Genomic DNA, 23122 nt, shown 5'->3' on the forward strand with positions numbered 1-23122 from the left:
GCTGTTGTCGCTGGCCCGTCGCCGCGTCAACGTGCTGTGGGCCATGATCCGCAACGGTGAGTGCTACCACCACTCACCGCCCGTCACGGTCGCGGCTTGACAACCTCATTGGGAAGTCTCCTTAGTGTCGTGGGGTGGTCAGGGGGTGCGGCGGCGGGCGACGTCGCCGGCCGCCAGGTAGGCGAGCCCGAAGGCGGGCAGCAGGCCGTTGCCGGGCAGGTAGCCGTCGGCGCCGTGGCCGGAGATCCCGGCCGCCGCGCCGCCCGCCGCGTACAGGCCGGGGATGGGGCGGTCGTCGCGGTCGACGACGGCGGCGTCCTCGTTGACGATCAGCCCGCCCTGGGTGTGGAACAGGGCCGGGACGACCCGGACGGCCGCGTACGGCGCGGCGAGCGGGCGCTCCCAGTTGGTGCGGCCGTGCTCGTCGGCGCGCCCGCCGCGCGCGACGGCGGCGGCGGTCTCCAGCTCGGCGGCGAGGGCGCCGGCGGGCAGGCCGGTGGCCTCGGCGAGGCCGTCGGCGTCGTCGGCCCACACCAGCACGCCCGACTCGACGGTGTCGCGGAAGTCCTTGAACGGCTCGCACTGGTGGAAGATCGTCTCGTCCAGGACTATCCAGCCGGTGGCGCCGGGACGGGCGGCCAGCTCGGCGGCGTACTCGGAGTAGCCGCGGGTCTCGTTGCCGAACCGGCGGCCGTCGAGATCGACCATGATCGCGCCGTGGATGATCGTCGCCCAGCCGACCAGGGTGCCCGCGCCGGCGGCGACGGCGCCGTGGCCCTGGTAGGCGTCGAGGTAGCCGGTGGCGGCGCCGAGGCCGCCGCCGATCCGCAGCGCGTCGCCGAGGGACTGGTCGCTGCCCTGGTAGAGGGCGCCGGCGATCTCCGGGAGGTGGCGGCGGACGAGGCCGCGGTCGGCGCCGAACCCGTTGGTGGCCAGCAGGACGGCCCGGGTCGGGATCTCCTCCTCGGTCCCGTCGGGGTAGCGGACGACGGCCGCGCGGACGGCGCCGTCCCCGCCCGTCGCCACGTCGGTGAGCTTCGCCGGGACGAGCAGGTCGATGTCCGGGTGCGCGCGGGCGCGGCGGGCCAGGTGGTCGATCACGCTGGAGCCGTGCCGTCCGGGGACGGAATGGCAGCGGGTGACCGAGTGGCCCGGGTAGTTGAAGTCGGTGACCAGGTCGAGCGGCAGCTCGACGGAGTCGGCGAGCCACTCCACCAACGGCGCGCTGACCTGCGCGAGCGTGCGGGCGAGCCGGGCGTCGGCCTTGCCCTTGGTCTTGGCCATGATGTCGTCGACGAACCGGTCCGGCGAGTCGTCCACGCCCTGCTCGGCCTGCCACCGCGAGCCCGCGCCGGGGAACATCGCGGTGGACATCGAGGTGTTGTTGCCGCGCCGGAAATGCTCGCTGGCCTCCACGACGACGACGCTCAGGCCCAGTTCGGCGGCGCGCAGCGCCCCGGCGAGGCCGCCGCCGGCACCCGCCACGACGAGATCGATCTCGGTCACGCGCACCTCCTGCGGGGGAACGACCCCCCGGTGAGAACGGCGATCATGCCCTCGCTTCGCTCGGTCATGAGGCCCTCCCGGCGACAAGGACCTCCAGCGCGAGGGCGGTCGGGTCGACGACCTGCGCCTTGAAGCGCCCTTCCTCCACGTCCACGGCGGAGCAGCCGTTGATCACGGCGGCGGCGCCCTGCGCGGCGAGCGCGTCCACGGCCGCGCCGAGCGCGGCGTTCCATGTCTCCCCCTCGGCCACGGCGTCGAACGGCAGTTCCAGCACGGCGATGCCGGCGACGTGGGCTTCCAGCCCGTAGGCCTTGAGGCGGCGGCCGAGCTCCGCGCCGATCGCCTCGTTCCGCACCACGGCACCGAAACGGACATTCTTCGCAGCAAGCGCCATGCTACTCAGCCTCAACAGCCCGTTGACCGGAACGCGCTGGTCAGCGGGCCCGTCCGGGACGGCCGGGTCGAGCACGCAGTCGGGGACCAGGACGTCCCAGCCGTCGCCGGCGGCGGCCAGCGCGGCGGCGACCTCGCGTTCGGAGGCCCGGATCGCGTCCTCGTCGTCCAGCGAGCCGGGCGCACCGGGGCCGACGTCGCGCAGCTCGACCGTCAGGCCGTCCGGGGCGAGCCGGTCGTAGCGGGCCTGCCGCCGGGCGATCTCCTCCGGCGGCAGATGGATCGGGGTCACGGCCAAAGCGCGCATCAACTCAGCTCCTTCTCAACGGTTCCGCCGGCCAGCCCGCGCAGCGCGTCGCCGGCGCGGGCCAGGTCCGGCAGGTCGCGGGCGACCTCGGCGGCGCGGTCCACCAGGGCGCCGCGTCCGGGCAGCCACGCCTTGAGCATCCGGACGACGTCCTGCTCGTCCAGCGGTTCGTGGTCGGCGTCGCCGACCGGGTTCGGCTGCTCGCGGGTCAGGGACGTCCCGTCGTCCAGCTCGACCGTGACGCGGGCGGCGCGCTCGGCGGGCAGCCGCGCGGACAGGTCGTCGGCGGCGACGAGACGGACGCGGCGGGCGAGGGCGCGCAGCACCGGGTCGGCGAGCCGGGCGGCGTCGGAGGCGCGCGGCCCGACCTCGCCGTCCAGCAGCGCGGTCGCGACGACGAACGGCGTGGAGAACATCGCCGACAGCCGATTGTCCCACTCCGGAGACCCGAGCCCGGCGCCGAGCGCGTGGGTCTCGACGAGGATCCCGGTGATGCGGGACGGGTCGATGTCCTCGCGCAGCGGCAGCACCGCGTCGGCGGCCGGGTGCGTGAACGAGCAGGACGCGTGCCGCTTGAAGTAGCCGCGGGTGATGTCCCAGCGCTCGCCGAGGCCGCCGGTCAGCTCACGCGGGTCGAACTCGCCGAGCAGGTCGCCGAGCGAGCCGGCGGCCGTGCCGGTGTCGCGGGCGAGGCCGGCGGCGGCCATCCGCGCCGCGACCAGCCCGGACATATTGGACGCGCCCATCCACGCGTCCCGTACAGGATTCCCGTCCGTGGCGGACGAGAAGTGCCCCGCGATCGGCAGTCCCGCACCGGTGTCGATCGCGGCGGCGGTCGCCTCGGGGCCGAGGCCCAGCAGCCGGGCGCACCCGGCGGCAGCGCCCGCAACGCCCCAGCTTCCGTGCGGGTGGGCGCCCGGCCGCAGCGACGTCGCCCGCCCGAACCGGGACGCGACCTCGTAGGCGGCCAGCAGCGCGGCGGCCGTGTCCGGGCCGGTGGCGTCGAGTTCGGACGCCAGCGCCAGCACGGCCGGGAACCCGTGCGCGGCCGGATGGCCCTTGGCGTACTTGTTGCCCTCGTCCAGCTCCAGCGAGACCAGCGCCATCGCGTTCAGCCAGGCGGCGGCGTCCACAGTGACGGTCCGGCCCGCGCCGATCAGCGGGGCCGGGCCGTCGGGAGCGTTACAAACCGACCGCAGCGCAGCCTGCTCGTCCAGCGCGGCGCCGAGCGCGGTGACGCCGAAGACGTCCAGCAGGACGAGCGAGAGCCGGTCGAGCACGGGGCGCGGCACGTCCGCCGCGTCCAGCCCCGAGACCCACTCCCCCAGCCGCGCCGTCGCTTCCTTCGCTTCCTCGTTCACAGTCCCAGGTAGGCCTTCCTGACCTCGGCGGATCCGGCCAGTTCGGCGCCGGTTCCGTGCAGGACGGTCGAGCCGCTCTCCAGCACGTAGGCGCGGTCGGCGATCCCGAGCGCCTGTTTGGCGTTCTGCTCGACCAGCAGCACCGAGACGCCGGTGTCGCGGATCGCCTTGACGGCGTCGAGCACCGCCCAGGTGAGCTTGGGCGACAGGCCGGTGGACGGCTCGTCCAGCATCAGCAGTTTCGGGCGGGCCATGAGCGCGCGGCCGATCGCGAGCATCTGCTGCTGCCCGCCGCTGAACGTCTGCGCGATCGTGGAGCGGCGCTCGGCGAGGACGGGGAACAGCGCGAACACCTCGCACATGTCCTTGTCGATCTCGGCGGCGGGGCGCGTCCAGGCGCCCATCCGCAGGTTCTCCTCGACGGTGAGCGTGCCGAACAGCGCGCGCTCTTCGGGGACGTGGACGAGGCCGTCGCGGACGAGCTGGTCGGGGCGGCGTCCGGCGGTGGCCGCGCCGCCGAAGGTGATCGTTCCGGACGTCGCGCGCAGCTGCCCGCAGATGGTCCGCAGCGTGGTCGTTTTGCCCGCGCCGTTCGCGCCGACCAGCGCGACGATCTCGCCCTCGCCGACCTCCAGGTCGATCTCGTGCAGGATTTGCATCCGGCCGTAGCCGGCGCAGAGCTTGTCAAGCTTCAACATCGCCGGGCTCCTCTCCGAGATACGCCTCGATGACCCGGGGGTCGGAGGTGACCTGCTCGGCGGAGCCGGTGGCCAGCACCCGGCCCTGGTCCAGGACGAGCACCCGGTCCGACAGCCGCATGACGGCGGCCATGATGTGCTCGATGAACAGCAGCGTCGTGCCGTCCTCCTCGCGCAGCGCGGCGAGCAGGTCGAGGACGGGTTCGCGCTCGGCGGGGACGAGCCCGGCGAGCACCTCGTCCAGCAGCAGCACCTTCGGCCGCATCGCCAGGGCGCGGGCCAGTTCGAGACGCTTGAGCCCGGCGGTCGGCAGCTCGGTCGCGGGACGGTGCGCCCACGAGCCGAGGCCGACGCGCTCCACCACGTCCATCGCCTCACCGCGCAGCTTGCGCAGCGGCTGGCGGCGGTGCTGGGCGGCCAGGCCGACGTTCTCCAGGACGGTCATGCTCCCGAACGGCCGCATCAGCTGGAACGTGCGGACCATGCCGGCGCGGGCGATCCGGTGCGGCGCCGCGCCGGTGACGTCCTTGCGGCCGAACACGACCCGGCCGGTGTCGGGCGCGATGGCGCCGCTGATGACGTTGAACAGGGTGGTCTTCCCGGCGCCGTTCGGGCCGATGATGCCGAGGATCTCCCCCGGCTCCACCTCGAACCCGACCTCCGACAGGGCGCGCAGGCCCCGGAAGTCCTTGCCGACGCCGTCGATGTCCAGCAGTTTCACCGCCGCCACCTCGCTTGGATCGTGCCGACGATGCCCTTCGGCAGCACCCGGACGATCAGGATGAGCAGGACCGCGTAGAGCGCGACGTCCAGCCCGCTTCGGCCCTGCAGGAAGTTCAGGAAGTCGGGCGGCGTGCGCAGCAGCGTCGCCGTCAGGTCCGACAGCGATCCGAGGATGATCGCGCCGACGACCGGCCCCCAGATGGTGCCGATGCCGCCGATCACCACGGTCGCGATCGCCTGGATCGACACCGACGAGCCGAACGCCAGGTCCGGGTTCACGAACAGGTAGTACTGCGTGTAGAAGGCGCCGGCGACCGCGGTGATCGCCGCCGACAGTGCGACGGTGATCAGCTTGTGGCGCATCACCGGGGTGCCGAGCGCGGCGGCCGCGACCTCGTCGTCGCGGATCGCGGTGACGTAGCGGCCCGTCCGCGAGTGCAGGAACAGGATGCTGACCAGCGCGGCGATCCCGGCGAGCGCGAGCGCGACCCAGAAGTAGGCGGGCGAGTCCGCGGCGAACTGGAGCTTCCAGAGCGAGGAGCCCTGGATGAGCGGGACGCTGAACCCGACGGCCTTGTTGGTGAAGTCGGTGGTGGTCGCGATCAGCCGCAGCATCTCGGCGAACGCGAACGTCGCGAGCGCGAAGTAGGCGCCGCGCAGCTTGTAGCGGAACGCGAAGTAGCCGATGACCACGGCCACGACGGCGGCGACCGCCATCCCGGCCAGCATCCCGATCCACGGCGACACGTCGTGCTTCACCAGCAGGTACGCGCTGGTGTAGGCGCCGAGGCCGAAGAACGCGGCGTGCCCGAAGCTGAACATCCCGCCGAACCCGCTCATCACGTTCCAGCCGACGGCCATCAGCAGGAAGATCAGGATGCGGACCGCGACCGCGCCCATCGCGGGCGGCAGCACCACCGGCAGCGGGATCGCGGCGACCAGCAGCACCGCGAGGACGATCAGCTGCCGGTTCTGCGGGCGCAGCGGCGGCGCCTTGACGGGGCCGGCCGCGCCGCCCGCCTCCCGCCCTCCGGCGATGGTGAGATCGGTCATACCTGCTCCTTGCGGGGGGACGACCCCCCGCACCCCCCGGTTCGCTCCGCTCATGACTTCCTCCCGAAGAGGCCCTCGGGCCGCAGGAACAGCACGACCAGGAAGACGACGAACACTCCGAGCAGCGAGCTCTGCCCGCCCATGTAGATGGTGGTGAGCTGCTCGACCAGCCCGATCAGCAGCCCGCCGACCAGCGCGCCCGCGACGTTGCCCATGCCGCCGAGCACCACCACCACGAAAGCGGTGATGTTGAACTGGTCGCCGAGCGTGGGCGTGACGGTGACCAGCGGTGCGGCCAGCACGGCGGCGGCGCCGGCGCAGGCCGTCCCGATCGCGAACGTGAGGGTGTGGACGCGGCGGACGTTCACGCCGACCAGCTCGGCGCCCTGCCCGTTCGCGGCGACCGCGCGGATCGCGGTGCCGAACCGGGTGCGGCGCAGCAGGTAGAACAGCACGGCGCCGATCAGGATCGCGCCGACGAACGCGTACAGCCGGCCGCCGGTCACCACCGCGCCGAACAGGGAGAACTGGAAGTCGCCGGGCAGCGGGACGCTCTTCGGCTCGGCGCCGAAGAACATCAGCAGCCCGTTCTCCAGCAGCAGCGACAGCCCGAGGGTGATCAGCAGCTGGTTCTCCAGCGTCGCGCCGCCGCTGCCGCCGAGCAGGCCGCGGTGCACGACCGCGCCGATCAGGAACAGCGCCGGCACCGCGATGACGAGGGTGAGGTAGGGGTGCAGGCCCGTGCCCTGCACCACCCCGAAGGCGATGAACATCGCGACGGCCAGCAGGGCGCCGTGCGCGAAGTTGACGATGTCCAGCACGCCGAAGATCAGCGTGAGGCCCATCGCGATGAGCCCGTACAGCCCGCCGGTCAGCAGGCCGGTCACCACCGACTGCCAGACGACCAGGCCGCTGCCGGACCGGATCAGCGCGACCGCGATGGCGATCGCGACCAGGCCGCCGGTGAGGGCGGCGCGCTTGAGGACGGGGCCGCTCAGGGCCGCCGCGCGGAGGTTCGCAGTTGTGTCGCTCATGGCCGCCACGTCACCGAGTAGTTGGGCCGGGATTCGGCCTTGTCCTGGGGATGGACCTGCTTGATCTGCCCGTTCTGCACCTGCATGAGGACGGGCAGCGCGTTCTCGTTGTCGCCGTTGGGCGCGAAGGCGATCGGCCCGGTGCCGACGGTCAGCGGCTGCACCTGCGACGAGGCGATCGCGGCGCGGACCTTCTTCGGGTCGGTGCTCGCCGCGCGCTCCACGCCCTGCGCGATCACCTGGACGGCGTCGTAGGCGAGGACGGCGCCGGTCCGCATCGGCGCGCCGTAGCGCTTCTGGTACTCGGCGCGCAGCTTGGCCGTCGCGGGGTTCTTCGCGTCGTAGTGGTAGTTGGTGCTGAAGTAGCGCTCGCCGAGCGCGCCGACGTCGCTGACGAACTTCGGCTGGTCGAACGCGCCGTCCGACACGCCCCACACCGCGTTCAGGTCCGGCTTGACGGAGTTGATCGCCTTGGCGGCGAGCAGGCCGTCGCGGTAGTAGCCGGCGACGGCGAGCACGTCCGCGCCGGACGCCTTGACCTGCGTGATCTGGGCGGTGAGGTCCGAGGCGGTGACCGCGTCGTAACTGATGTTCGGGCCGACCTGGATGCCGAGCCTCTTCGCCGCCTTCGCGAACGCCTCGGCGGCGCCGCTGCCGAAGTCGGTCTGCTCGTGCAGGAAGGCGACCTTCCTGACGGGCTTGCCCGCCTTCTCCGACACCTCCTTGAGGTACCGGGCCGCCGCGCCCGCGATCGCCGCGCTGCCCGGCTGCACCCGGAACGAGTACTTGTAGCCGTGCGCGAAGATCGCGTCCGAGGCGGTCACGTCCATGACGAACGGAACGCGGTTGCGTTCGGCGACCACGGCCACGTTCGTGCTGACCGCGCTCTGGTAGGTGCCGACGAGGCCGACCGCGCCCTCGGAGATGAGGCGCTGCGCCTCGCTCTGGCCGACCTCCGCCTTGCCCTGGGTGTCGCCGGTCTCCAGCTCCACCTTGCGGCCGCCGAGGGACCTGATGCCGCCGGCGGCGTTGAGGGCCTCGACCGCCAGCTGCGCGCCGCGCCGCATCTGCTGGCCGTCGACCGCGTTCGCGCCGCTGACGGGGTGCAGGGCGCCGATCCTGACCGGGCCGGTGTCCCGGCCGGCCGCGGCCCCGGCGGCGCCGGACGGCGCCGAGCCGCCGCAGCCGGCGGTCGCGGCCAGCAGGGCCGCGCACGCGCCGAGCCCGGCGACGAGCTTTCGAGCCGACATTCATCTCTCCTGCCCGCCCGGCGCACGCTCTCGATGATCGTTCCGCTAAGAGGAACACCGGGCCACTGATGCGCCATCGTGGCACCCATCACGTGATCCGGTCAATATCCAGGGGCAACTTGACGGAACTCGACAGCCGGTGCCAACGTGATGAGGGCGGGCGCTCGCGAGGCGCCGCACCACGAACGTCATGACGTTCCGCTTAGCGAAACATTCAGACCCGAAGGCGGTACCGCCCATGCCCGACGCCCTGTCCGGAGTCCGCGTGCTCGACGCGGCCACGCTGTTCGCCGGGCCGCTGGCGGCGACGCTGCTCGCCGACTTCGGGGCCGAGGTGATCAAGATCGAGCACCCGAGGGGCGACCCGGTGCGCAGCCACGGCGCCCGCCGCGACGGCGTCGGGCTGTGGTGGAAGATGCTCGGCCGCAACAAGAAGGCGATCACCCTCTACCTCGGCTCCCCCGAGGGCCAGGAGCTCTTCCGCCGACTCGCCGCCGACGCCGACGTGGTGATCGAGAACTTCCGGCCCGGCACGCTGGAACGCTGGGGCCTCGGCCACGACGAGCTGAAGAAGATCAACCCGCGGCTGGTGCTGGCCCGGGTCACCGGGTTCGGGCAGACCGGCCCGTACGCGCGGCGCCCCGGCTTCGGCACGCTCGCCGAGGCGATGAGCGGATTCGCCGCGATCACCGGCGAGCCGGACGGGCCGCCGACCCTGCCGCCGTTCGGCCTCGCCGACGGGATCGCCGCGCTGACCACCGCGTTCGCGGTGATGACCGCGCTGCGCGCGCGGGAGGCGACCGGCGAGGGCCAGGTCGTCGACCTGGCGATCATCGAGCCGATCCTGACGCTGCTCGGCCCGCAGATCATCACCTACGACCAGCTCGGCGAGCTGCAGGCCCGCACCGGCAACAGGTCGCACAACAACGCGCCGCGCAACACCTACCGGACCCGCGACGGCGGCTGGGTCGCGATCTCCACCAGCGCGCAGTCGATCGCCGAGCGGGTGATGCGGCTGGTCGGCCGGCCCGAGTTCATCGACGAGCCGTGGTTCGCCACCGGCTCCGAACGGGCCGAGCACGCCGACGAGCTGGACGAGGCCGTCGGCTCCTGGATCGCGCAGCGCGACCGCGACGACGTCGTGAAGGCGTTCGAGGACGCCGAGGCCGCCGTAGCCCCGATCTACACCGCCGCCGACGTCATGACCGACCCGCAGTTCGAGGCGCTCGGCACCATCGCCACCGTCCCCGACGACGAGCTCGGCCCGGTGAAGATGCAGAACGTGCTGTTCCGGCTGTCGCAGACCCCCGGGCGCATCGACTCGGCCGGGCCGCCGCTCGGCGCGCACACCGCCGAGATCCTCGGCCGCTACGGGGTAGGCGAAGCGGAACTGGACGAACTGCGCGCCAAGGGGGTGGTCAAGTGACCGGGCCGGAGCACCCGCACCGGACCTGGCTGTACGTCCCCGGCGACCGTCCCGACCGGATCGGCAAGGCGCTCGACTCGGGCGCGGACGCGGTCATCCTCGATCTCGAGGACGCCGTCGCGCCCGACGCCAAGGAGCGGGCCCGCCGCACGGTCACCGGCGTCCTCGCCGAGGGCCGCCCCGCCTACGTCCGGATCAACGCGCCCGGCACCCCGGACGGCGACGCCGACATCGGGCTGCTGGCGTCCGCGCCCGGCGCGCTCGCCGGAGTGCGCATCCCCAAGTGCGAGGACCCGGCCGGGCTGCGCCGCGTCGCCGACGCGCTCGGCGTGCCGGTTCTCCCCGTCCTGGAGTCGGCGCTCGGCGTGGAGAACGCCCTCGCCCTCGCCACCGCGCACCCGCTGGTCACCGGGATCTCGCTCGGCGAGGCGGACCTGTCGGCCGACCTGCGGGTCACCGGCGGCGACGCGCTGGCCTGGCCGCGCTCGCGGGTGGTCGTCGCCGCCCGCGCCGCCGGACTGCCGTCCCCGCCGCAGAGCGTGTGGACCGCCGTCCGCGACCTGGACGGCCTGCGCGCCGACACCGCGGCCGGGCACCGGGCCGGGTTCTTCGGCCGCTCGGTGATCCACCCCGCGCAGATCCCCGTCGTCCACGAGGCGTGCGCGCCCGACCCCGCCGACGTCGCCTGGGCGCGCGACCTCATGGACCAGCTCACCCGCCGCGACGGGACGGCCGCGTGGATCGACTCCGCCGGCCGGTTCGTGGACAAGGCGGTCGTCGAGCGCGCCTCCTGGATCCTCGCCGTCGCCGCGTCCGCCCACCGTCCCGAGAAGGAAGGCTCCCCGTCATGACCACCCAGGATCCGCTGCTCGCGGCGGTCGCCCGCGGCGTCCGGCTGATCGAGCTGGGCCAGCCGTTCTTCACCGGCATGCCCTGCTCCCCCAACCACCCCGGGTTCCGGATGACGCTGATCCGCCGGCACGGCGACATGGAGCGCCCGGACGGCGGGTCGGCCGCCAACGAGATCATCGTGACCGGCGGGCACGTCGGCACCCACATCGACGCGCTCTCGCACGTCAGCCACGACGGCGAGCTGCACGGCGGGATCGACGCCGCCGAGGCGCAGCGCGGCGGGGCGTTCACCAGCCACGGCGCCGAGAACCTGCCGGGCCTGCTGCGCCGCGGCGTGCTGCTGGACGTCGCCGCCGTGCACGACGTCGCCACGCTGCCGCCCGGCTACGGGGTGACCGCCGAGGACCTGGAGCTGGCCGCGAAGCGGGCCGGGGCCGAGCCCGGCGAGGGCGACGTCGCCCTGGTCCGCACCGGGTGGTCGCGCAACTTCGGCGACACCACCGCCTACCTGGGCAAGGAGACGGGCGTGCCGGGCGCGACGCCGGACGCGGCCCGCTGGCTCGCCGACCGGGGGATCGTCGCGACCGGCGCCGACACCACCGCCTACGAGCAGATCCCGGCGGGCGCGGGGCACGCGGTGCTGCCCGTCCACCGGATCCTGCTGGTCGAGTCGGGGATCTTCATCATGGAGCACCTGAACCTGGAGGCGCTCGCCGAGTCCGGGCTGCACGAGTTCGCGTTCCTGCTCGCCCCGCTGCGGATCACGGGCGGCACCGGCTCGCCCGTCCGGCCGCTCGCGGCGGTGTCGGCATGACCGCGCCCACTCCCGTACAGCGGCTCGCCGCGCTCGCCGAATCGGTCCGCGCGGACGGGCTGCCGGCCGACCTGCGCGCGGACGCCGCCCGCCGCGTCCTGGACGCCCTCGGCAACAGCCTCGGCGCGACCGGCGAGGCACCGGCCCGCGCGGTCGGGGACCTGGTCGCCGAATGGGGCGGCGCGGGGCGCGCCACCGCGATCGGCACCGGCACCCGGCTCCCCGAACCCAGCGCCGCCCTGCTCAACGGCACCCTCGCCCACTCGCTGGACTTCGACGACACCCACCTGCCGTCGGTGCTGCACCCGTCGGCGTCGGTCGTGCCCGCCGCGCTCGCCGTCGCCGAAGCGCGCGGTGCGACCGGAGCGGCCCTGCTGGACGCGGTGGGCGTCGGCGTGGAGATCACCGTTCGGCTCGGCATGGCCGGCTACGACAGCGCGCTCGGCAACTCGGTGTTCTTCGAGCGCGGCCAGCACGCCACCGCGATCTGCGGCGCCGTCGGTGCGGCGGCGGCCGCCGCGATGCTGTCCGGCCTGGACGCGGGCGGGATCGCGCACGCGATGGGCATCGCCGCCAGCATGGGCTCCGGCATCCTGGAGGCCAACCGGACCGGCGGCACCGTCAAGCGGATCCACTGCGGCTGGGCCGCGCACGCCGCCGTCACCGCCGCCGGCCTCGCCCGCACCGGCATCACCGGCCCGCCGACCGTGTTCGAGGGACGGTTCGGCTTCCTCCAGGCGTGGTGCGGCGACCAGGTCGACCTCGACGCGCTCACCGACCGGCTCGGCGAGCACTGGGAGCTCCCCGGGATCTTCTTCAAGCCGTACCCGTGCAACCACTTCACGCACGCGGGCATCGACGCCGCGCTGCGGCTCCGCGCGCGCGGGCTCGACCCGTCCGACATCGAAAGCATCGAGCTGGGTGCACCCACGGCCGTCCTGCGGACGATCGGCGAGCCCCGCGAGGACAAGGTCCGGCCCAAGTCGGGGTACCACGCCGCGTTCTCCGGGCCGTACACGGTCGCGGCGGCGCTGCTGGGCGGCGGCGGGCTCGGCGTCTTCCACGAGGACTTCACCGACGAGGCCGCCGCGAATCCGGAACGGCTCGCGCTGGCGGCCAAGGTCCGGTGCGTGCCGGACGCCCGCTGCGACGAGATCTTCCCGCACCAGTTCCCGGCCGTCCTGCGCGTGACGACCCGCGACGGGTCCGTCCTGGAGGAGCGCGTGGACGCCAATCGCGGCGGACCCGGCAACCCCCTGTCGGCGGAGGAGCTGGCGACCAAGTTCCGCCTCAACGCCGCCCGCCGCGTCACCCCGGCCCAGGCCGACCAGATCACCGACCTGACCTACGCCCTCGCCGACGCCGACGACCTGAGTCCCCTCACCGCCCTCCTCGCCTGACCGAACGACGTTCACTTGCGGCGAGTCGTCGTTACGGCGGGCCTCATCACGACGACTCGCCGCAACTCAACGGTCAGGTGTGCTCCATGACGAAGATCGCGGTGGTGCCGGGGGCCAGGGCGCGGAAGACGTGGGGGGCGTCGCCGGGGTAGGCGACGTAGTCGCCCGGGGCCAGTTCGACGGGGTCGTCCTGCGGACCGGCCAGGGCGCGGCCGGTGCTCAGGATCACGTGCTCGGTGGTGCCGGGCATGTGCGGGTCGGACAGGTGCGGCTCGCCGGGCTCGGCCGCGACGCGGTAGACGTCGCGGCGGGCGTTGGGCGGGCAGGACGCGAGCAGCGTCGCGGTGTAGTCCGCCTGCTCCGAACGGGTCGCGGGCCCCTCACCGGCGCGGACGACCCGCACGCCCGCCCGCGGCGGGTCGACCAGCCGGCTGAACGGCACGTCGAGCGCCGCGCCGAGCGACCACAGCGTCTCCACGCTCGGGTTCCCGGTGCCCGCCTCCAGCTGGGACAGCGTCGACTTGGCGAGGCCCGCGCGCCGGGCCAGCTCGGTCTGGGACAGCCCGGCGCGCGCCCGCTCCCGCCGGATCGACGCGGCGATCTGCGCGATCAGGTCGGCGTTGCCCATGTGTTCGCTCCAGACGTCCGGATGTTCTGTTTGACGAACGCGACTGCCCTGGCGTTCACTGTACTGGACGGTCGTTCGCTACACCGGACAGGAGTGAGCATGGAGCATCTCGGCATCCTCGCCCACAGCGCGGAGGGCGCCGCGCTGTGCTTCCGCGCCTTCTGCCAGGAGGGCTTCCGCGAGCTGGGCCCCGACGACCATCCCGACGTCACGCTCGACCTGATCGCGCTGGCCCGCAGCATGCCGGCGTGGGACGCGGGCGACCACGACGCGGTCCGCGCGATCCTCGCCGAGAGCGTCCGGCGGCTCGCCGCCGCCGGGGCGACGTTCTTCGCCTGCCCGGACAACACCGCGCACATGGCGCTGGAGCGTCCCGGCGACGACCTGGCGCTGCCCGGCCTGCACATCGCCCAGGTCGTCGCCGGACGGGCCGCCCGCGACGGACGGCGCCGCGTCGGCGTCCTCGGCACCCGCTACACCATGGACGGCCCCGTCTACCCTCGCGAACTCGCCGCGCGCGGCATCGAGGCGGTGGTCCCGGACGCCGCCGACCGCGCCCGCGTCCACGAGATCATCTTCGCGGAGCTGGTGAACGGCGTCGTCACCGAGGAGTCGCGCCGCGAGTACGTGCGGATCATCGAGCGGCTCGCCGGGCGCGGCTGCGACGCCGTCGCCCTGGTCTGCACGGAGATCCCGCTGCTGGTCACGCCGGAGGTCTCGCCGCTGCCGACGCTGGACTCGACGCGGCTGCTCGCCCGCGCCGCGTTCGAGGCGGCCGCCGGGCGCGCTCCCCTGCCGTCCTGGCGCGGCGGGCCGGCCGTCACCGCCTGAGGCGGCGGGCCAGCGCCGGGAACAGCCGCAGGGCGTTCTCGCGGTTCACGGCGGCGCGCGCCCGCCGGTCCAGGGACGGGTCGCGGTCGAGCAGCGCCGTCGTCCGGTCCACCTCGGGACGGGCGACCTGCGGCCAGTCGGTGCCGAAGAGCAGGCGCCCGGCGCCCGCGGCGGCCAGCAGGGACGGCGTCGCGTACGGCGACATCGGCATGGCGGTGTCGTAGTAGAAGCGCCGCACCGCCCGCCGGAACGCCGCCGGGCTCGGCCCCTCGCCCTGCCGGCCCGCGTGCTCGACGCGTCCGCCCAGGTAGGGCAGGAAACCGCCCGCGTGGGAGAGGATCACCGACAGGTGCCGGTACCGGTCGAGCGTCCCCGCGCCGACGAGGCTGAGGGCGGTGCGGGTCGTGTCGAGCATGAAGTCGGCGATCCACTCCTCGACGCCCGGGACAGGACGCGCGTCCGCGAGCCCGGCGGGATGGACGAACGCGACCGCGCGGCGCCGGTCCAGCTCGGCGAACAGCGGGTCGAACGCGGGCTCGCCCAGGTAGCGACCGCCCGCGTTGGCCATCAGCAGGACCCCGTCGGCGCCCAGCTCGTCCAGCGCGTACGCCGCCTCCGCGATCGCCACGTCGACGTGCAGGAGCGGCAAGTAGGCGAAGAACCCGAACCGGGACGGGTGGTCGCGCACGAGGCCGGTCAGCGACTCGTTGAACACGCGCGTCCCCGAGGCGGCGAGCCTCCGGTCGCGGAAGAGCTCGGGCGGCGCGGGCGCCGACGCGACGCCGGCGGCGATGCCCAGGTCGTCCATGGTGTCGAGGGTCCGGTTCAGGTCCCACCGGCCCCAGTTGGGGCCGCCTTCGCGCGGCAGCAGGCCGTGGTCGACGGCCCACTTCCTCATGTCGGGCGGGAGCGCGTGGTGGTGGGTGTCGATCCGTCCCGTCCGCGGGCCGCCGCCTTCGGGACGGGCCGCGGCCGCGCCCGTCCCCAGCCCGGTGGCGGCGGCCGCCGTCGCCACCGCCGCGGCCGTCATCACCCGCCGCCGGCTCGGGCCGCCGGCCGTTCTCTCGTCGTCCTCGGCGCGCATGCGCGTCTCCTCACTCTCGCCGAAGCCGCCCGAATAGGAGTATATGAGAATGTCTCGACTGAGACTATATCGACAGAGCCTAAAATCGGGGCGTGGAGACCGAACCCGCGAACCCGGCCGTGCTCGGCGACCCCCGGACCGACGACGCCGCGCTGGGCTTCCTGCTCGCCTCGGCGCACCGGGCCGCCCGCTCCGCCCTGGGCGGCGAGCTGCGGCCGCTCGGGATCGAGACCAGGCACCAGGCCGTGCTGGCCGCGCTCGACCGGCTCGGGCCGACCAGCCAGCGGCGCCTCGGCGCGCTGCTCGGCCTGGACAAGTCCGCCGTCGTCCGGATCATGGACGAGCTGGAGCGCCTGGGCCTGGCGGTGCGCAACCGCGACGCCCGCGACCGCCGCGCCTACGCGATCGAGCTGACCGCCGAGGGGCGGCGCCGCGCCCGGGCGTCCGCGGAGACGACCGCGGCCGTGGGCGCCCGCCTCTTCGGCGGGATCGCCCCCGGCGACCGCGCCCGGCTGGTCGGGCTCCTCGCCGGCATCGTCGACCGCGCGGCCGACATTTCGACCGGCGGCGAAACGAACCCCGCCTAGATTCGGGGGCATGGCGAACACAGACCTGACCATCACCCGGCACGCCGAGGCCGGCGCCGTCCTCGCCGACGAGCGCTTCGTCGTCCCCGTGGTGGAAGGCGGGACGCCGCCGGGCTCGCTGGCCTGGCTGCGCGGCGCCGTCTGCCGGTTCAGTGAGGGCGCCGAGCACGAGCGGCGGCTGGGCGTCGTGGCGAAGGCACTGGACGAGCTCGACGCGGCCGACCTGCGGCGGCGCGCCCGCGAGCGCGTGCTGGCCGGAGCGGACCCCGAGTCGGCACCGATCGCGGCCCTGGGCGAGGCGCTCGGCGTCAGCGACCTGGACGCGCTGGTCGACACGGTGCCGCTCGCCTCGTCCGGTTACCTGACCGGCGCCGGCCGGGACGGCGCGGACGCGGCCGTGGCGACCCTGGCCCGGCTGCTCGGGCCCGGGACGGACGAGGAGGTCGCCAACCGGATCGCCGTCTTCACCCAGGCGTGCGACGCGACCGCCGCGCTGATCCGCAACGTGCTGCCGCTGTCACGGCGGCCCGAGGCGCGCGGATGCTCGATCGAGGCCGTCATCGCCGAGACGCTGCGCTACGACCCGCCCATCCCGGCCATGCGCCGCGTCGCCCGCGAGGAGGTCGACTTCCAGGGGCGGCGGATCGCCGAGGGGACGACCGTGACGCTCGACCTGCGGGCGGCCAACCGGGACCCGGCGGTGTTCAGCGAGCCGGACCGTTTCGACCCCGCGCGCAGGGAACCTCCCCATCTGACCTTCGGGGCCGGGCGGCGGCCCTGCCCCGGCGCGGACCACGCCGTGCAGCTGACGTCCGGCGTGGTCGAGGCCCTCAACGAACTGGAGGCGGCCCGATGACCCTTGCGGCGACGTTCCACGAGTTGCACCGCGGCGACCGGCCGCTGCTCCTGCCGAACGCCTGGGACTTCGGGACCGGCGCGGCGCTGGCGAAGGCCGGCTTCCCGGCGGTCGGGACGACCAGCCTCGGCGTCGCGGCCGCCGCCGGGAAGACCGACGCCACCGGCGACGCGCGCGACGAGACGCTCGCGCTGGCGCGCGGCCTGTCGCGGCTGCCCGTCCCGGTCACGGTCGACATCGAGGGCGGCTTCTCCACCAGGGTCGCCGACGTCGCCGAACTCGCCACCGAGCTGGCCTCGTTCGGCATCGCGGGCGTCAACCTGGAGGACGGCCGCGCGGACGGCACGCTCGCGCCGCTCGACCATCAGACGACGACCATCGCGGCGGTGAAGCGGGCCGCGCCGCAGGTGTTCCTGAACGCCCGAACCGACACGTTCTGGCTGGCGGACGGCGAACCCGACCTGAAGGAGACGCTGCGGCGAGTGCGGGTGTTCGCCGACGCGGGCGCGGACGGGGTCTTCGTCCCCGGCATCGCCGCCGACGACGACATCCGGGCCGTCGTCGAGGCCGCAGGCGTGCCGCTGAACGTGCTGTTCATGCCGGGGAAGACCGACGTCGGGCGGCTCGCCGAGCTGGGCGTCCGGCGGGTGAGCACCGGGTCGCTGCTGTTCCGCAAGGCGCTCCAGGCCGCGGTCGCCGCCGCCCTGGACGTCACCGGCGGCGGCGCGGACGTCCCCGCGTTCTCCTACGGCGACATCCAGGACCTCGTCGCGCGCTAGGCGTCAGTGGCCCGTGATCGCGTCGGCGAACCGGGCGAGCGGGGACGTCCGCGCCGACGACGTCGCGGACTCGCGGGCGTCCGCCGCCCGGTAGAGCGCGTACATCGCGTGGACGCCGAGCCAGCGCAGCGGCTCGGGCTCCCAGCGGCGGACGCGCCGGTCCACCCACGGCAGCGCGGTCAGCTCGGTGTCCTCGCGCAGGACGAGGTCGCGCAGCGTGCGGCCCGCAAGGTTCGAGGTGGCGACGCCGTGGCCGGTGTAGCCGCCCGCGTACCCGAGCCCGGCGGCGTGGTCGACCACGACCGTCGAGCACCAGTCGCGGGGCACGCCGAGGACGCCCGACCAGGCGTGCGCGACGCGGCCGTGCTCGGCGGCGGCCGGGAACATCGCGGCCAGCATGGACCACAGCGCGGCGACGGTCGCGGGCTGGGTGCGTCCGCCGTCGTCCACCCGGGACGCGTAGCGGTACGGCCGGCCCCGGCCGCCGAAAGCGATGCGGTCGTCGGCGGTCCGCTGCGCGTACATGTAGTAGTGGGCGAGGTCGCCGAGCAGTTCGCGGCGGTCCCAGCCGATCGCGTCCCACACCGCGGACGGCAGCGGCGTCGTGACGATCATGGAGCTGTTCATCGGCAGCCAGTCGCGGTGGTGGCCGCCGACCCCGGCGGTGAACCCCTCGGTGGCGCGCAGCACGTAGTCGGCGGTGACCGTCCCGTACGGGGTGACGGCGGCGGCCGGGAGGGCGCCGCGCCGCGGGTTGATCCGCACCACCGGCGTCCGCTCGAAGACGTCGACGCCCAGCGCGCGGACGGCCGCCGCCAGGCCCCGGACGAGCTTGGCCGGCTGCACGCGGGCGCAGTGCGGGCTCCACGCGGCGCCGGTCGCGCCCGCGACGCGCAGCCGCCCGTCGCGTTCGGCGGCGGGCAGCGGGACGAGGTCCTCCTCCGTCCAGCCCCACTCGCGCGACCCGGCGACCATCGCGGCGAGCCGGGCGCGCTGGGCGGGGTTGCGCGCGACGTGCAGCACCCCGCTCTTGACCAGGTCGGCGTCGATGCCCTCCTCAGCCGCCACCCGGACGACCTCGTCGACCGCGTCGAACATCGCGTGCTGCAGCGCGACCGCCGCGAACCGGCCGTGCCGGGCGGCGTAGCGCTCCCGCGACCCGGCGATCTCGCCGAGCACCCAGCCGCCGTTGCGGCCGGATGCGCCGAACCCGGCGAACTCGCGCTCCAGCACGACGACGCGCAGGTCGGGGCGGGCGCGCTTGAGGTAGTAGGCCGTCCAGAGGCCGGTGTAGCCGGCGCCGACGACGCAGACGTCGGCGGTGCGCGGGCCGGGCAGCCGGGGGCCCGGCTCGGGGCGGCCCGTCTCGCGGTACCAGTGGGAGACGCCGCCGTTGGCGAAACCGGGCGCCAGCGGCACCCGCCCGGACGAGGAACTCATCCGCCCATACTGCTGTATCCGACAGTCAATCCGATAGTGGGCGACGGATTCTAGGGGACGGCGTCGATTCCACGACGGGATCCGAGCCAACCGGAGCGGTCGGCGGCATAGTAGGACACGCCGTCGGGGCCGTGCGCGCCGCGGTGCCAGGGCCGCATCCCCAGGCTCGCGGCGACCTCGGCGGACACCGCGCTGGCGGGGTCGATCTCGGCGGTGACCCGGCGCAGCCCGACCACCCCGAACGCGTAGTCCAGCACGGCGCGGGACGCCTCGGCGGCCAGCCCCTGCCCCCACCGGTCCGGCTCCAGGCTGTAGAGGATCTCCACGTCCACCCCCCGGTCGAACGGACCCTCGTGGCCGCGCAGCCCGGCCACCCCGATCAGCGGCGCGCCCGGCCGCGGCTCGGCCGCCGGCAGGCCGCGCGGCACCGGCCGCAGCGCCCACAGCCCGTAGCCCTCGGTGGCGAAGTCCCGCTCGCTGGTCTCGATGATCTCGGTGACCTGCACGGGCGAGATGGACGCGCCGTCGAACAGGTGCCGGCGGACGAGCGGGCCCGTCCAGTGCCGCAGCAGCGCGTGGTGGTCGCGCATCCCGATCGGGCGCAGGGCGAGCCGCCTCGTCCGCAGCGTGTCACTCATCGGGGGCCCGTTTCTGCAGGGCCGGCTCGGACGAGCCGGGCGAGGGCAGGGGCGGGCGGGCCGCGCGCGGCCCGGCCCGGCGTTGGTCGTTGACGCGCTCACCGGTCACGGGGTCGATCACTCACCGCACGCTAGGCGGTCGCGTCGGGCGCCTCAAGCCCCGGTCCGGAATGTGAAACCACGCGCTCACGATGACGTAGCGCCCGCGTAACAGCGCTGGGCGAGCCTGGGCGCGTCCGCACCGGGCAGGACCGGACACGGTGCGCAGACGACCGGGCCCCCGAGCCCGGGAAGGGAACGTTCCATGCCGCTGCTCCGCATCCGCACCGAGATCGAGGACCGGCCCGGCCGGCTGGCCCTGCTGACCGCCGCCCTCGCCGGCCGCGGCGCCAACATCCTCGCCCTGTCCGTCCAGATGGACGCCGGCGGCGTGGTCGACGAGTTCCTCGTCGACGTCCCGGGCGGCGGCGCCGGCGCCCGGGAGCTCGCCGAGACGCTCGGCGCGGCGGGCGGCGCCCGGACCGCCGTCCGCCCGGCACGGCCGCGCGAACTGGTGGACGAGCCGACGCGGGCGCTGGTCCTGGCGGCCCGGCTGCGCGCCGAACCGCAGGCGGTGCCGGAGGTGCTCGCCGAACTGCTGCGCGCCGACGAGGCCGCGTGGGCGCCGCCCGCCGAGGACGCCGACGACGACGCGTGCGTGCTGACCGTCCCGATGGGGCACGGCCGCGCCGTCCGGCTGCGGCGGTACGGCCTGCCGTTCACCACGACCGAGGCGGCGCGCGCCGACGCGCTCGTCCGCGCCGCGCTGCCCGCCGGGCCGCCGCGCCCGCCGTCCCGCCGCGTGCCGCTGCGCGACGGCACGCACGTGACCGTCCGGCCCATCGAGCCGCGCGACGCCGACGCGGTCCGCGCCCTGCACGAGCGGTGCTCCCTCGACAGCCGCCGGATGCGCTACTTCAGCCCGAAGCCGTACCCGCCGCCGCGCGCGATCGAGCGGTTCTGGGACCCGGCGCGCGGCCTCACGCTCGTCGCCGAGGGCCCGGACGGGTCGCTGCTCGCGCTCGCGCACCTGATCCACGTGCTCGACCCGGGCGTCGCGGAGCTGGCGTTCCTGGTCGAGGACGCCTGGCAGGGCCGCGGCCTCGGCCGGGCGCTCGCCGAGCTGCTGGTGGCCCTGGCCCGCGAGCGCGGCCTGGTCGAGCTGCGCGCGACCGCGCTGAGCGAGAACGCGCGGATGCGGCGGCTGCTGACCTCGCTCGGCGGCCGGACGCGGCGCACCGACGAGCCGCACATCGTGGAGATCAGGCTGCGCGCGGACGGCCGCCACGATCCGGGGGCGCTGGCAGGATGGCGGGGTGACCGGCATCTATGACGACCCCTGGGCCTACGAGCTGGCCTGCTCGTTCCGCGACGTGGCCGCCGAGACCGGCGTGCTGCTCGACTGGTGCGCCGAGCACCGGCCGGACGCGGCGGGCCCGGCCCGGACGGTGCTGGAGCTGGCCGCCGGGCCCGCCGAGCACGCCCGCGAGCTGGCCCGGCGCGGCCTGGCCGCGACCGCGCTGGACCTGAACCCGGCGATGTGCGCGTACGCGGCGCGCGAGGCCGGGCGCGCCGGTGTGGCGGTCGAGGTCGTCCGGGACGACATGACGACATTCGACCTTGGCCGCCGGTTCGACCTCGTGCTGACCATGCTGGACTCCACGTCCCACCTGATGACGCTGGACGCGTTCGTCGCGCACCTGCGCCGGGTCGCCGCGCACCTGGCGCCCGGCGGCCTGTACATGGTCGAGATGTCGCATCCGCGCGACCGGCTGTCGGACGACCCGACGGTCAGCACCGGCTGGACGGTCGAACGCGAGGGGGTGCGCGCGACCGTCCGGTGGGGCGAGCCCACCGACCTGCTCGACCCCGTCACCCAGATCTCGGACGACCACGTGACGATGACGATCGAGGCGGACGGCGCGACCCGCGTCATCGAGGACGTCGTCCCCTACCGGTTCTGGACCGCGACCGAGCTGGACGCCGCGGTCCGGCTCGCGGGCGGGCTGGAGGTCGCGGCACGGTACGGCGACTTCGGGCCCGGCGCGGACGCGGTGGCCCTCACCGATCCCGAAGCCTGGCGCATGATCACGATCCTGCGGCCGTCCTGATCACGGGGTGGGCGCCCAGCCCGGCATCGGGTAGGCCGCCAGCATCTCCCGGACCTCGGCCGCGACCCGCTCCACGACCGTCTCGTCCTGCCGGGCGGCGGCCTGCACGACCTCGTCGATCCACGCGGCGACCTGCGGCATCCGCGCCTCGTCCAGCCCGCGGGTGGTGATCGCGCCGGTGCCGAGCCGCAGGCCGGACGGGTCGAACGGCTTGCGCGGGTCGAACGGGACCGCGTTGTAGTTCAGCTCGATGCCGGCGCGGTCGAGGGCCTGCGCGGCGGGCTTGCCGGCGACGCCCTTGTTCGTAAGGTCGATCAGGATGAGGTGGTTGTCGGTGCCGCCGGAGATCAGGTCGTAGCCGCGTTCGAGCAGCGCCGCGGCGAGGGCCTTGGCGTTCGCGACGACCTGGTGGGCGTACCGGGAGAAGTCCGGCGCCGCGGCCTCCTTCAGCGCGACGGCGATCGCGGCGGTGGTGTGGTTGTGCGGGCCGCCCTGCAGGCCGGGGAACACGGCCTTGTCGATCGCCTTGGCGTGCTCTGCCGTCGACATGACCATTGCGCCGCGCGGGCCGCGCAGCGTCTTGTGCGTGGTCGTGGTGATCACGTCGGCGTGGCCCACCGGGGACGGGTGCGCGCCGCCCGCGACCAGGCCGGCGATGTGCGCGATGTCGGCGGCGAGGACCGCGCCGGCCTCGCGGGCGATCTCGGCGAACGCCGGGAAGTCGATGGTGCGGGGCACCGCCGTCCCGCCGCACCAGATCAGCTTCGGCCGCTCCTTGAGCGCCAGGTCGCGGACCTGGTCCATGTCGACGCGCCCGGTGTCGGCGCGCACCTCGTAGCGGACGGGCGAGAACCACTTGCCGGTCGCCGACACCGACCAGCCGTGCGTCAGGTGGCCGCCCATCGGCAGCGACAGGCCCATCACCGGGTCGCCGGGGTCCAGGAACGCCATGTAGACGGCGAGGTTGGCGGGCGAGCCGGAGTACGGCTGGACGTTGGCGTGCTCGACGCCGAACACCTCCTTGGCCCGCTCGATGGCCGCCAGCTCGATCGGATCGATGTTCTGCTGGCCCTCGTAGTACCGCTTTCCGGCGTAGCCCTCGGAGTACTTGTTGGTCAGGACGGTGCCGGCGGCCTCCAGCACCGCCGCCGACACGTAGTTCTCCGATGCGATCAGCCGGATCTTCTCGTACTGGCGGCGGGCCTCCGCCTCGACCAGTCCGGCGATCTCGGGGTCCGCGGCCTGCAGATGGGGAACGGCGGGCTCGTGCACGACTACCTCCGCGCTGCTCGCGCCGGAACGCGCTCCGGGC

At 74.5% G+C, this 23122-nt stretch carries 24 protein-coding genes; 10 read left to right on the plus strand and 14 right to left on the minus strand.

What is annotated here, in order from left to right; translation table 11 throughout:
- Positions 1–138: 138 nt before the first annotated feature.
- From QP089_RS38540 to QP089_RS38575, 8 genes are all read right to left on the minus strand, one after another.
- Positions 139–1506 carry an FAD-dependent oxidoreductase gene (locus QP089_RS38540; RefSeq protein ID WP_285918827.1) on the minus strand — a complete coding sequence of 456 codons (1368 nt, stop codon included), beginning with the start codon at positions 1504–1506 and terminating at the stop codon, positions 139–141.
- A gap of 64 nt (positions 1507–1570) precedes the next feature.
- The gene (locus tag QP089_RS38545; protein WP_285918829.1) at positions 1571–2206 is read right to left on the minus strand and encodes an aspartate/glutamate racemase family protein; all 636 of its coding nucleotides are present in this window, start codon (positions 2204–2206) and stop codon (positions 1571–1573) included.
- On the minus strand, positions 2206–3567 hold the full coding sequence (locus QP089_RS38550) for an MmgE/PrpD family protein (protein WP_285918831.1): 1362 nt from the start codon (positions 3565–3567) through the stop codon (positions 2206–2208). The genes QP089_RS38545 and QP089_RS38550 overlap by 1 nt, the downstream gene beginning before the upstream one ends.
- A complete protein-coding gene (locus QP089_RS38555; protein WP_285918833.1) occupies positions 3564–4265 on the minus strand; it encodes an ABC transporter ATP-binding protein in 702 nt (233 codons plus the stop codon). Before QP089_RS38555 ends, QP089_RS38550 begins: the two co-directional genes overlap by 4 nt.
- Complete coding sequence (locus tag QP089_RS38560) at positions 4252–4986, minus strand: ABC transporter ATP-binding protein (protein WP_285918835.1); 735 nt, start codon at positions 4984–4986, stop codon at positions 4252–4254. The genes QP089_RS38555 and QP089_RS38560 overlap by 14 nt, the downstream gene beginning before the upstream one ends.
- A complete protein-coding gene (locus tag QP089_RS38565) occupies positions 4983–6041 on the minus strand; it encodes a branched-chain amino acid ABC transporter permease (RefSeq protein ID WP_285918836.1) in 1059 nt (352 codons plus the stop codon). The genes QP089_RS38560 and QP089_RS38565 overlap by 4 nt, the downstream gene beginning before the upstream one ends.
- A gap of 50 nt (positions 6042–6091) precedes the next feature.
- Complete coding sequence (locus QP089_RS38570; RefSeq protein WP_285918838.1) at positions 6092–7075, minus strand: branched-chain amino acid ABC transporter permease; 984 nt, start codon at positions 7073–7075, stop codon at positions 6092–6094.
- Positions 7072–8325, minus strand: coding sequence for an ABC transporter substrate-binding protein (locus tag QP089_RS38575; protein ID WP_285918840.1), 1254 nt, complete (start codon positions 8323–8325; stop codon positions 7072–7074). Before QP089_RS38575 ends, QP089_RS38570 begins: the two co-directional genes overlap by 4 nt.
- A gap of 238 nt (positions 8326–8563) precedes the next feature.
- Here QP089_RS38575 and QP089_RS38580 point away from each other — a divergent pair, with 238 nt between their 5' ends.
- The 4 genes from QP089_RS38580 to QP089_RS38595 are packed head-to-tail and all read left to right on the plus strand — an operon-like array spanning position 8564 to position 12817.
- Positions 8564–9751, plus strand: a complete 1188-nt coding sequence (locus QP089_RS38580; protein ID WP_285918842.1) for a CaiB/BaiF CoA transferase family protein — start codon at positions 8564–8566, stop codon at positions 9749–9751.
- Positions 9748–10602 carry an HpcH/HpaI aldolase/citrate lyase family protein gene (locus QP089_RS38585; RefSeq protein WP_285918843.1) on the plus strand — a complete coding sequence of 285 codons (855 nt, stop codon included), beginning with the start codon at positions 9748–9750 and terminating at the stop codon, positions 10600–10602. The genes QP089_RS38580 and QP089_RS38585 overlap by 4 nt, the downstream gene beginning before the upstream one ends.
- Positions 10599–11417, plus strand: a complete 819-nt coding sequence (locus tag QP089_RS38590) for a cyclase family protein (protein WP_285918844.1) — start codon at positions 10599–10601, stop codon at positions 11415–11417. Before QP089_RS38585 ends, QP089_RS38590 begins: the two co-directional genes overlap by 4 nt.
- The gene (locus QP089_RS38595) at positions 11414–12817 is read left to right on the plus strand and encodes an MmgE/PrpD family protein (RefSeq protein WP_285918845.1); all 1404 of its coding nucleotides are present in this window, start codon (positions 11414–11416) and stop codon (positions 12815–12817) included. The genes QP089_RS38590 and QP089_RS38595 overlap by 4 nt, the downstream gene beginning before the upstream one ends.
- 73 nt (positions 12818–12890) lie before the next feature.
- On the opposite strand, the gene QP089_RS38600 is transcribed toward QP089_RS38595, so the two are convergent.
- Positions 12891–13445, minus strand: coding sequence for a helix-turn-helix domain-containing protein (locus QP089_RS38600; protein ID WP_285918847.1), 555 nt, complete (start codon positions 13443–13445; stop codon positions 12891–12893).
- A 99-nt stretch (positions 13446–13544) separates the two neighbouring features.
- Here QP089_RS38600 and QP089_RS38605 point away from each other — a divergent pair, with 99 nt between their 5' ends.
- Entirely contained in the window at positions 13545–14276 is a 732-nt protein-coding gene (locus tag QP089_RS38605; protein WP_285918848.1) for an aspartate/glutamate racemase family protein, read from the plus strand.
- Here QP089_RS38605 and QP089_RS38610 read toward each other — a convergent pair.
- A complete protein-coding gene (locus QP089_RS38610; RefSeq protein WP_285918850.1) occupies positions 14266–15360 on the minus strand; it encodes an amidohydrolase family protein in 1095 nt (364 codons plus the stop codon). The genes QP089_RS38605 and QP089_RS38610 overlap by 11 nt on opposite strands.
- A 92-nt stretch (positions 15361–15452) precedes the next feature.
- Here QP089_RS38610 and QP089_RS38615 point away from each other — a divergent pair, with 92 nt between their 5' ends.
- From QP089_RS38615 to QP089_RS38625, 3 genes are read left to right on the plus strand one after another with little or no spacing between them, the layout of a single operon-like run.
- Positions 15453–15947 carry a MarR family winged helix-turn-helix transcriptional regulator gene (locus QP089_RS38615; RefSeq protein WP_285918852.1) on the plus strand — a complete coding sequence of 165 codons (495 nt, stop codon included), beginning with the start codon at positions 15453–15455 and terminating at the stop codon, positions 15945–15947.
- 10 nt (positions 15948–15957) lie between these two features.
- Positions 15958–16803, plus strand: a complete 846-nt coding sequence (locus tag QP089_RS38620) for a cytochrome P450 (RefSeq protein ID WP_285918854.1) — start codon at positions 15958–15960, stop codon at positions 16801–16803.
- Positions 16800–17582, plus strand: coding sequence for an isocitrate lyase/PEP mutase family protein (locus tag QP089_RS38625; protein ID WP_285918855.1), 783 nt, complete (start codon positions 16800–16802; stop codon positions 17580–17582). The genes QP089_RS38620 and QP089_RS38625 overlap by 4 nt, the downstream gene beginning before the upstream one ends.
- 3 nt (positions 17583–17585) lie before the next feature.
- On the opposite strand, the gene QP089_RS38630 is transcribed toward QP089_RS38625, so the two are convergent.
- The 3 genes from QP089_RS38630 to QP089_RS38640 are packed head-to-tail and all read right to left on the minus strand — an operon-like array spanning position 17586 to position 19781.
- Positions 17586–19022 (minus strand): NAD(P)/FAD-dependent oxidoreductase, encoded by a 1437-nt coding sequence (locus QP089_RS38630; protein ID WP_285918857.1) that lies wholly within the window; start codon positions 19020–19022, stop codon positions 17586–17588.
- 50 nt (positions 19023–19072) lie between these two features.
- Positions 19073–19660: a GNAT family N-acetyltransferase gene (locus QP089_RS38635; protein ID WP_285918859.1), complete on the minus strand. Its 588-nt coding sequence runs from the start codon at positions 19658–19660 to the stop codon at positions 19073–19075.
- Positions 19653–19781 carry a hypothetical protein gene (locus QP089_RS38640; protein WP_285918861.1) on the minus strand — a complete coding sequence of 43 codons (129 nt, stop codon included), beginning with the start codon at positions 19779–19781 and terminating at the stop codon, positions 19653–19655. Before QP089_RS38640 ends, QP089_RS38635 begins: the two co-directional genes overlap by 8 nt.
- A 183-nt stretch (positions 19782–19964) precedes the next feature.
- Between QP089_RS38640 and QP089_RS38645 the strand changes: the two genes are divergently transcribed.
- Both QP089_RS38645 and QP089_RS38650 read left to right on the plus strand, forming a co-directional pair.
- Positions 19965–21032 (plus strand): GNAT family N-acetyltransferase, encoded by a 1068-nt coding sequence (locus QP089_RS38645; RefSeq protein WP_285918863.1) that lies wholly within the window; start codon positions 19965–19967, stop codon positions 21030–21032.
- Entirely contained in the window at positions 21016–21810 is a 795-nt protein-coding gene (locus tag QP089_RS38650) for a class I SAM-dependent methyltransferase (RefSeq protein ID WP_285918865.1), read from the plus strand. The genes QP089_RS38645 and QP089_RS38650 overlap by 17 nt, the downstream gene beginning before the upstream one ends.
- Here QP089_RS38650 and glyA read toward each other — a convergent pair whose 3' ends face one another.
- Positions 21811–23082 carry a serine hydroxymethyltransferase gene (gene glyA / locus QP089_RS38655; protein ID WP_285918867.1) on the minus strand — a complete coding sequence of 424 codons (1272 nt, stop codon included), beginning with the start codon at positions 23080–23082 and terminating at the stop codon, positions 21811–21813.
- Positions 23083–23122: the final 40 nt, after the last annotated feature.

It is taken from the genome of Actinomadura opuntiae (assembly GCF_030283205.1).
Classification (GTDB): Bacteria; Actinomycetota; Actinomycetes; order Streptosporangiales; family Streptosporangiaceae; genus Spirillospora.

What these genes read in the sequence shown, in the direction of transcription:
- QP089_RS38545 (WP_285918829.1), bottom strand. Translation starts at nt 2,206, where the DNA reads ATGCGCGCTTTGGCCGTGACCCCGATCCATCTGCCGCCGGAGGAGATC.
- QP089_RS38555 (WP_285918833.1), bottom strand. Translation starts at nt 4,265, where the DNA reads ATGTTGAAGCTTGACAAGCTCTGCGCCGGCTACGGCCGGATGCAAATC.
- QP089_RS38565 (WP_285918836.1), bottom strand. Translation starts at nt 6,041, where the DNA reads ATGACCGATCTCACCATCGCCGGAGGGCGGGAGGCGGGCGGCGCGGCC.
- QP089_RS38570 (WP_285918838.1), bottom strand. Translation starts at nt 7,075, where the DNA reads ATGAGCGACACAACTGCGAACCTCCGCGCGGCGGCCCTGAGCGGCCCC.
- QP089_RS38575 (WP_285918840.1), bottom strand. Translation starts at nt 8,325, where the DNA reads ATGTCGGCTCGAAAGCTCGTCGCCGGGCTCGGCGCGTGCGCGGCCCTG.
- QP089_RS38580 (WP_285918842.1), top strand. Translation starts at nt 8,564, where the DNA reads ATGCCCGACGCCCTGTCCGGAGTCCGCGTGCTCGACGCGGCCACGCTG.
- QP089_RS38590 (WP_285918844.1), top strand. Translation starts at nt 10,599, where the DNA reads ATGACCACCCAGGATCCGCTGCTCGCGGCGGTCGCCCGCGGCGTCCGG.
- QP089_RS38595 (WP_285918845.1), top strand. Translation starts at nt 11,414, where the DNA reads ATGACCGCGCCCACTCCCGTACAGCGGCTCGCCGCGCTCGCCGAATCG.
- QP089_RS38600 (WP_285918847.1), bottom strand. Translation starts at nt 13,445, where the DNA reads ATGGGCAACGCCGACCTGATCGCGCAGATCGCCGCGTCGATCCGGCGG.
- QP089_RS38605 (WP_285918848.1), top strand. Translation starts at nt 13,545, where the DNA reads ATGGAGCATCTCGGCATCCTCGCCCACAGCGCGGAGGGCGCCGCGCTG.
- QP089_RS38610 (WP_285918850.1), bottom strand. Translation starts at nt 15,360, where the DNA reads ATGCGCGCCGAGGACGACGAGAGAACGGCCGGCGGCCCGAGCCGGCGG.
- QP089_RS38620 (WP_285918854.1), top strand. Translation starts at nt 15,958, where the DNA reads ATGGCGAACACAGACCTGACCATCACCCGGCACGCCGAGGCCGGCGCC.
- QP089_RS38625 (WP_285918855.1), top strand. Translation starts at nt 16,800, where the DNA reads ATGACCCTTGCGGCGACGTTCCACGAGTTGCACCGCGGCGACCGGCCG.
- QP089_RS38630 (WP_285918857.1), bottom strand. Translation starts at nt 19,022, where the DNA reads ATGAGTTCCTCGTCCGGGCGGGTGCCGCTGGCGCCCGGTTTCGCCAAC.
- QP089_RS38635 (WP_285918859.1), bottom strand. Translation starts at nt 19,660, where the DNA reads ATGAGTGACACGCTGCGGACGAGGCGGCTCGCCCTGCGCCCGATCGGG.
- QP089_RS38645 (WP_285918863.1), top strand. Translation starts at nt 19,965, where the DNA reads ATGCCGCTGCTCCGCATCCGCACCGAGATCGAGGACCGGCCCGGCCGG.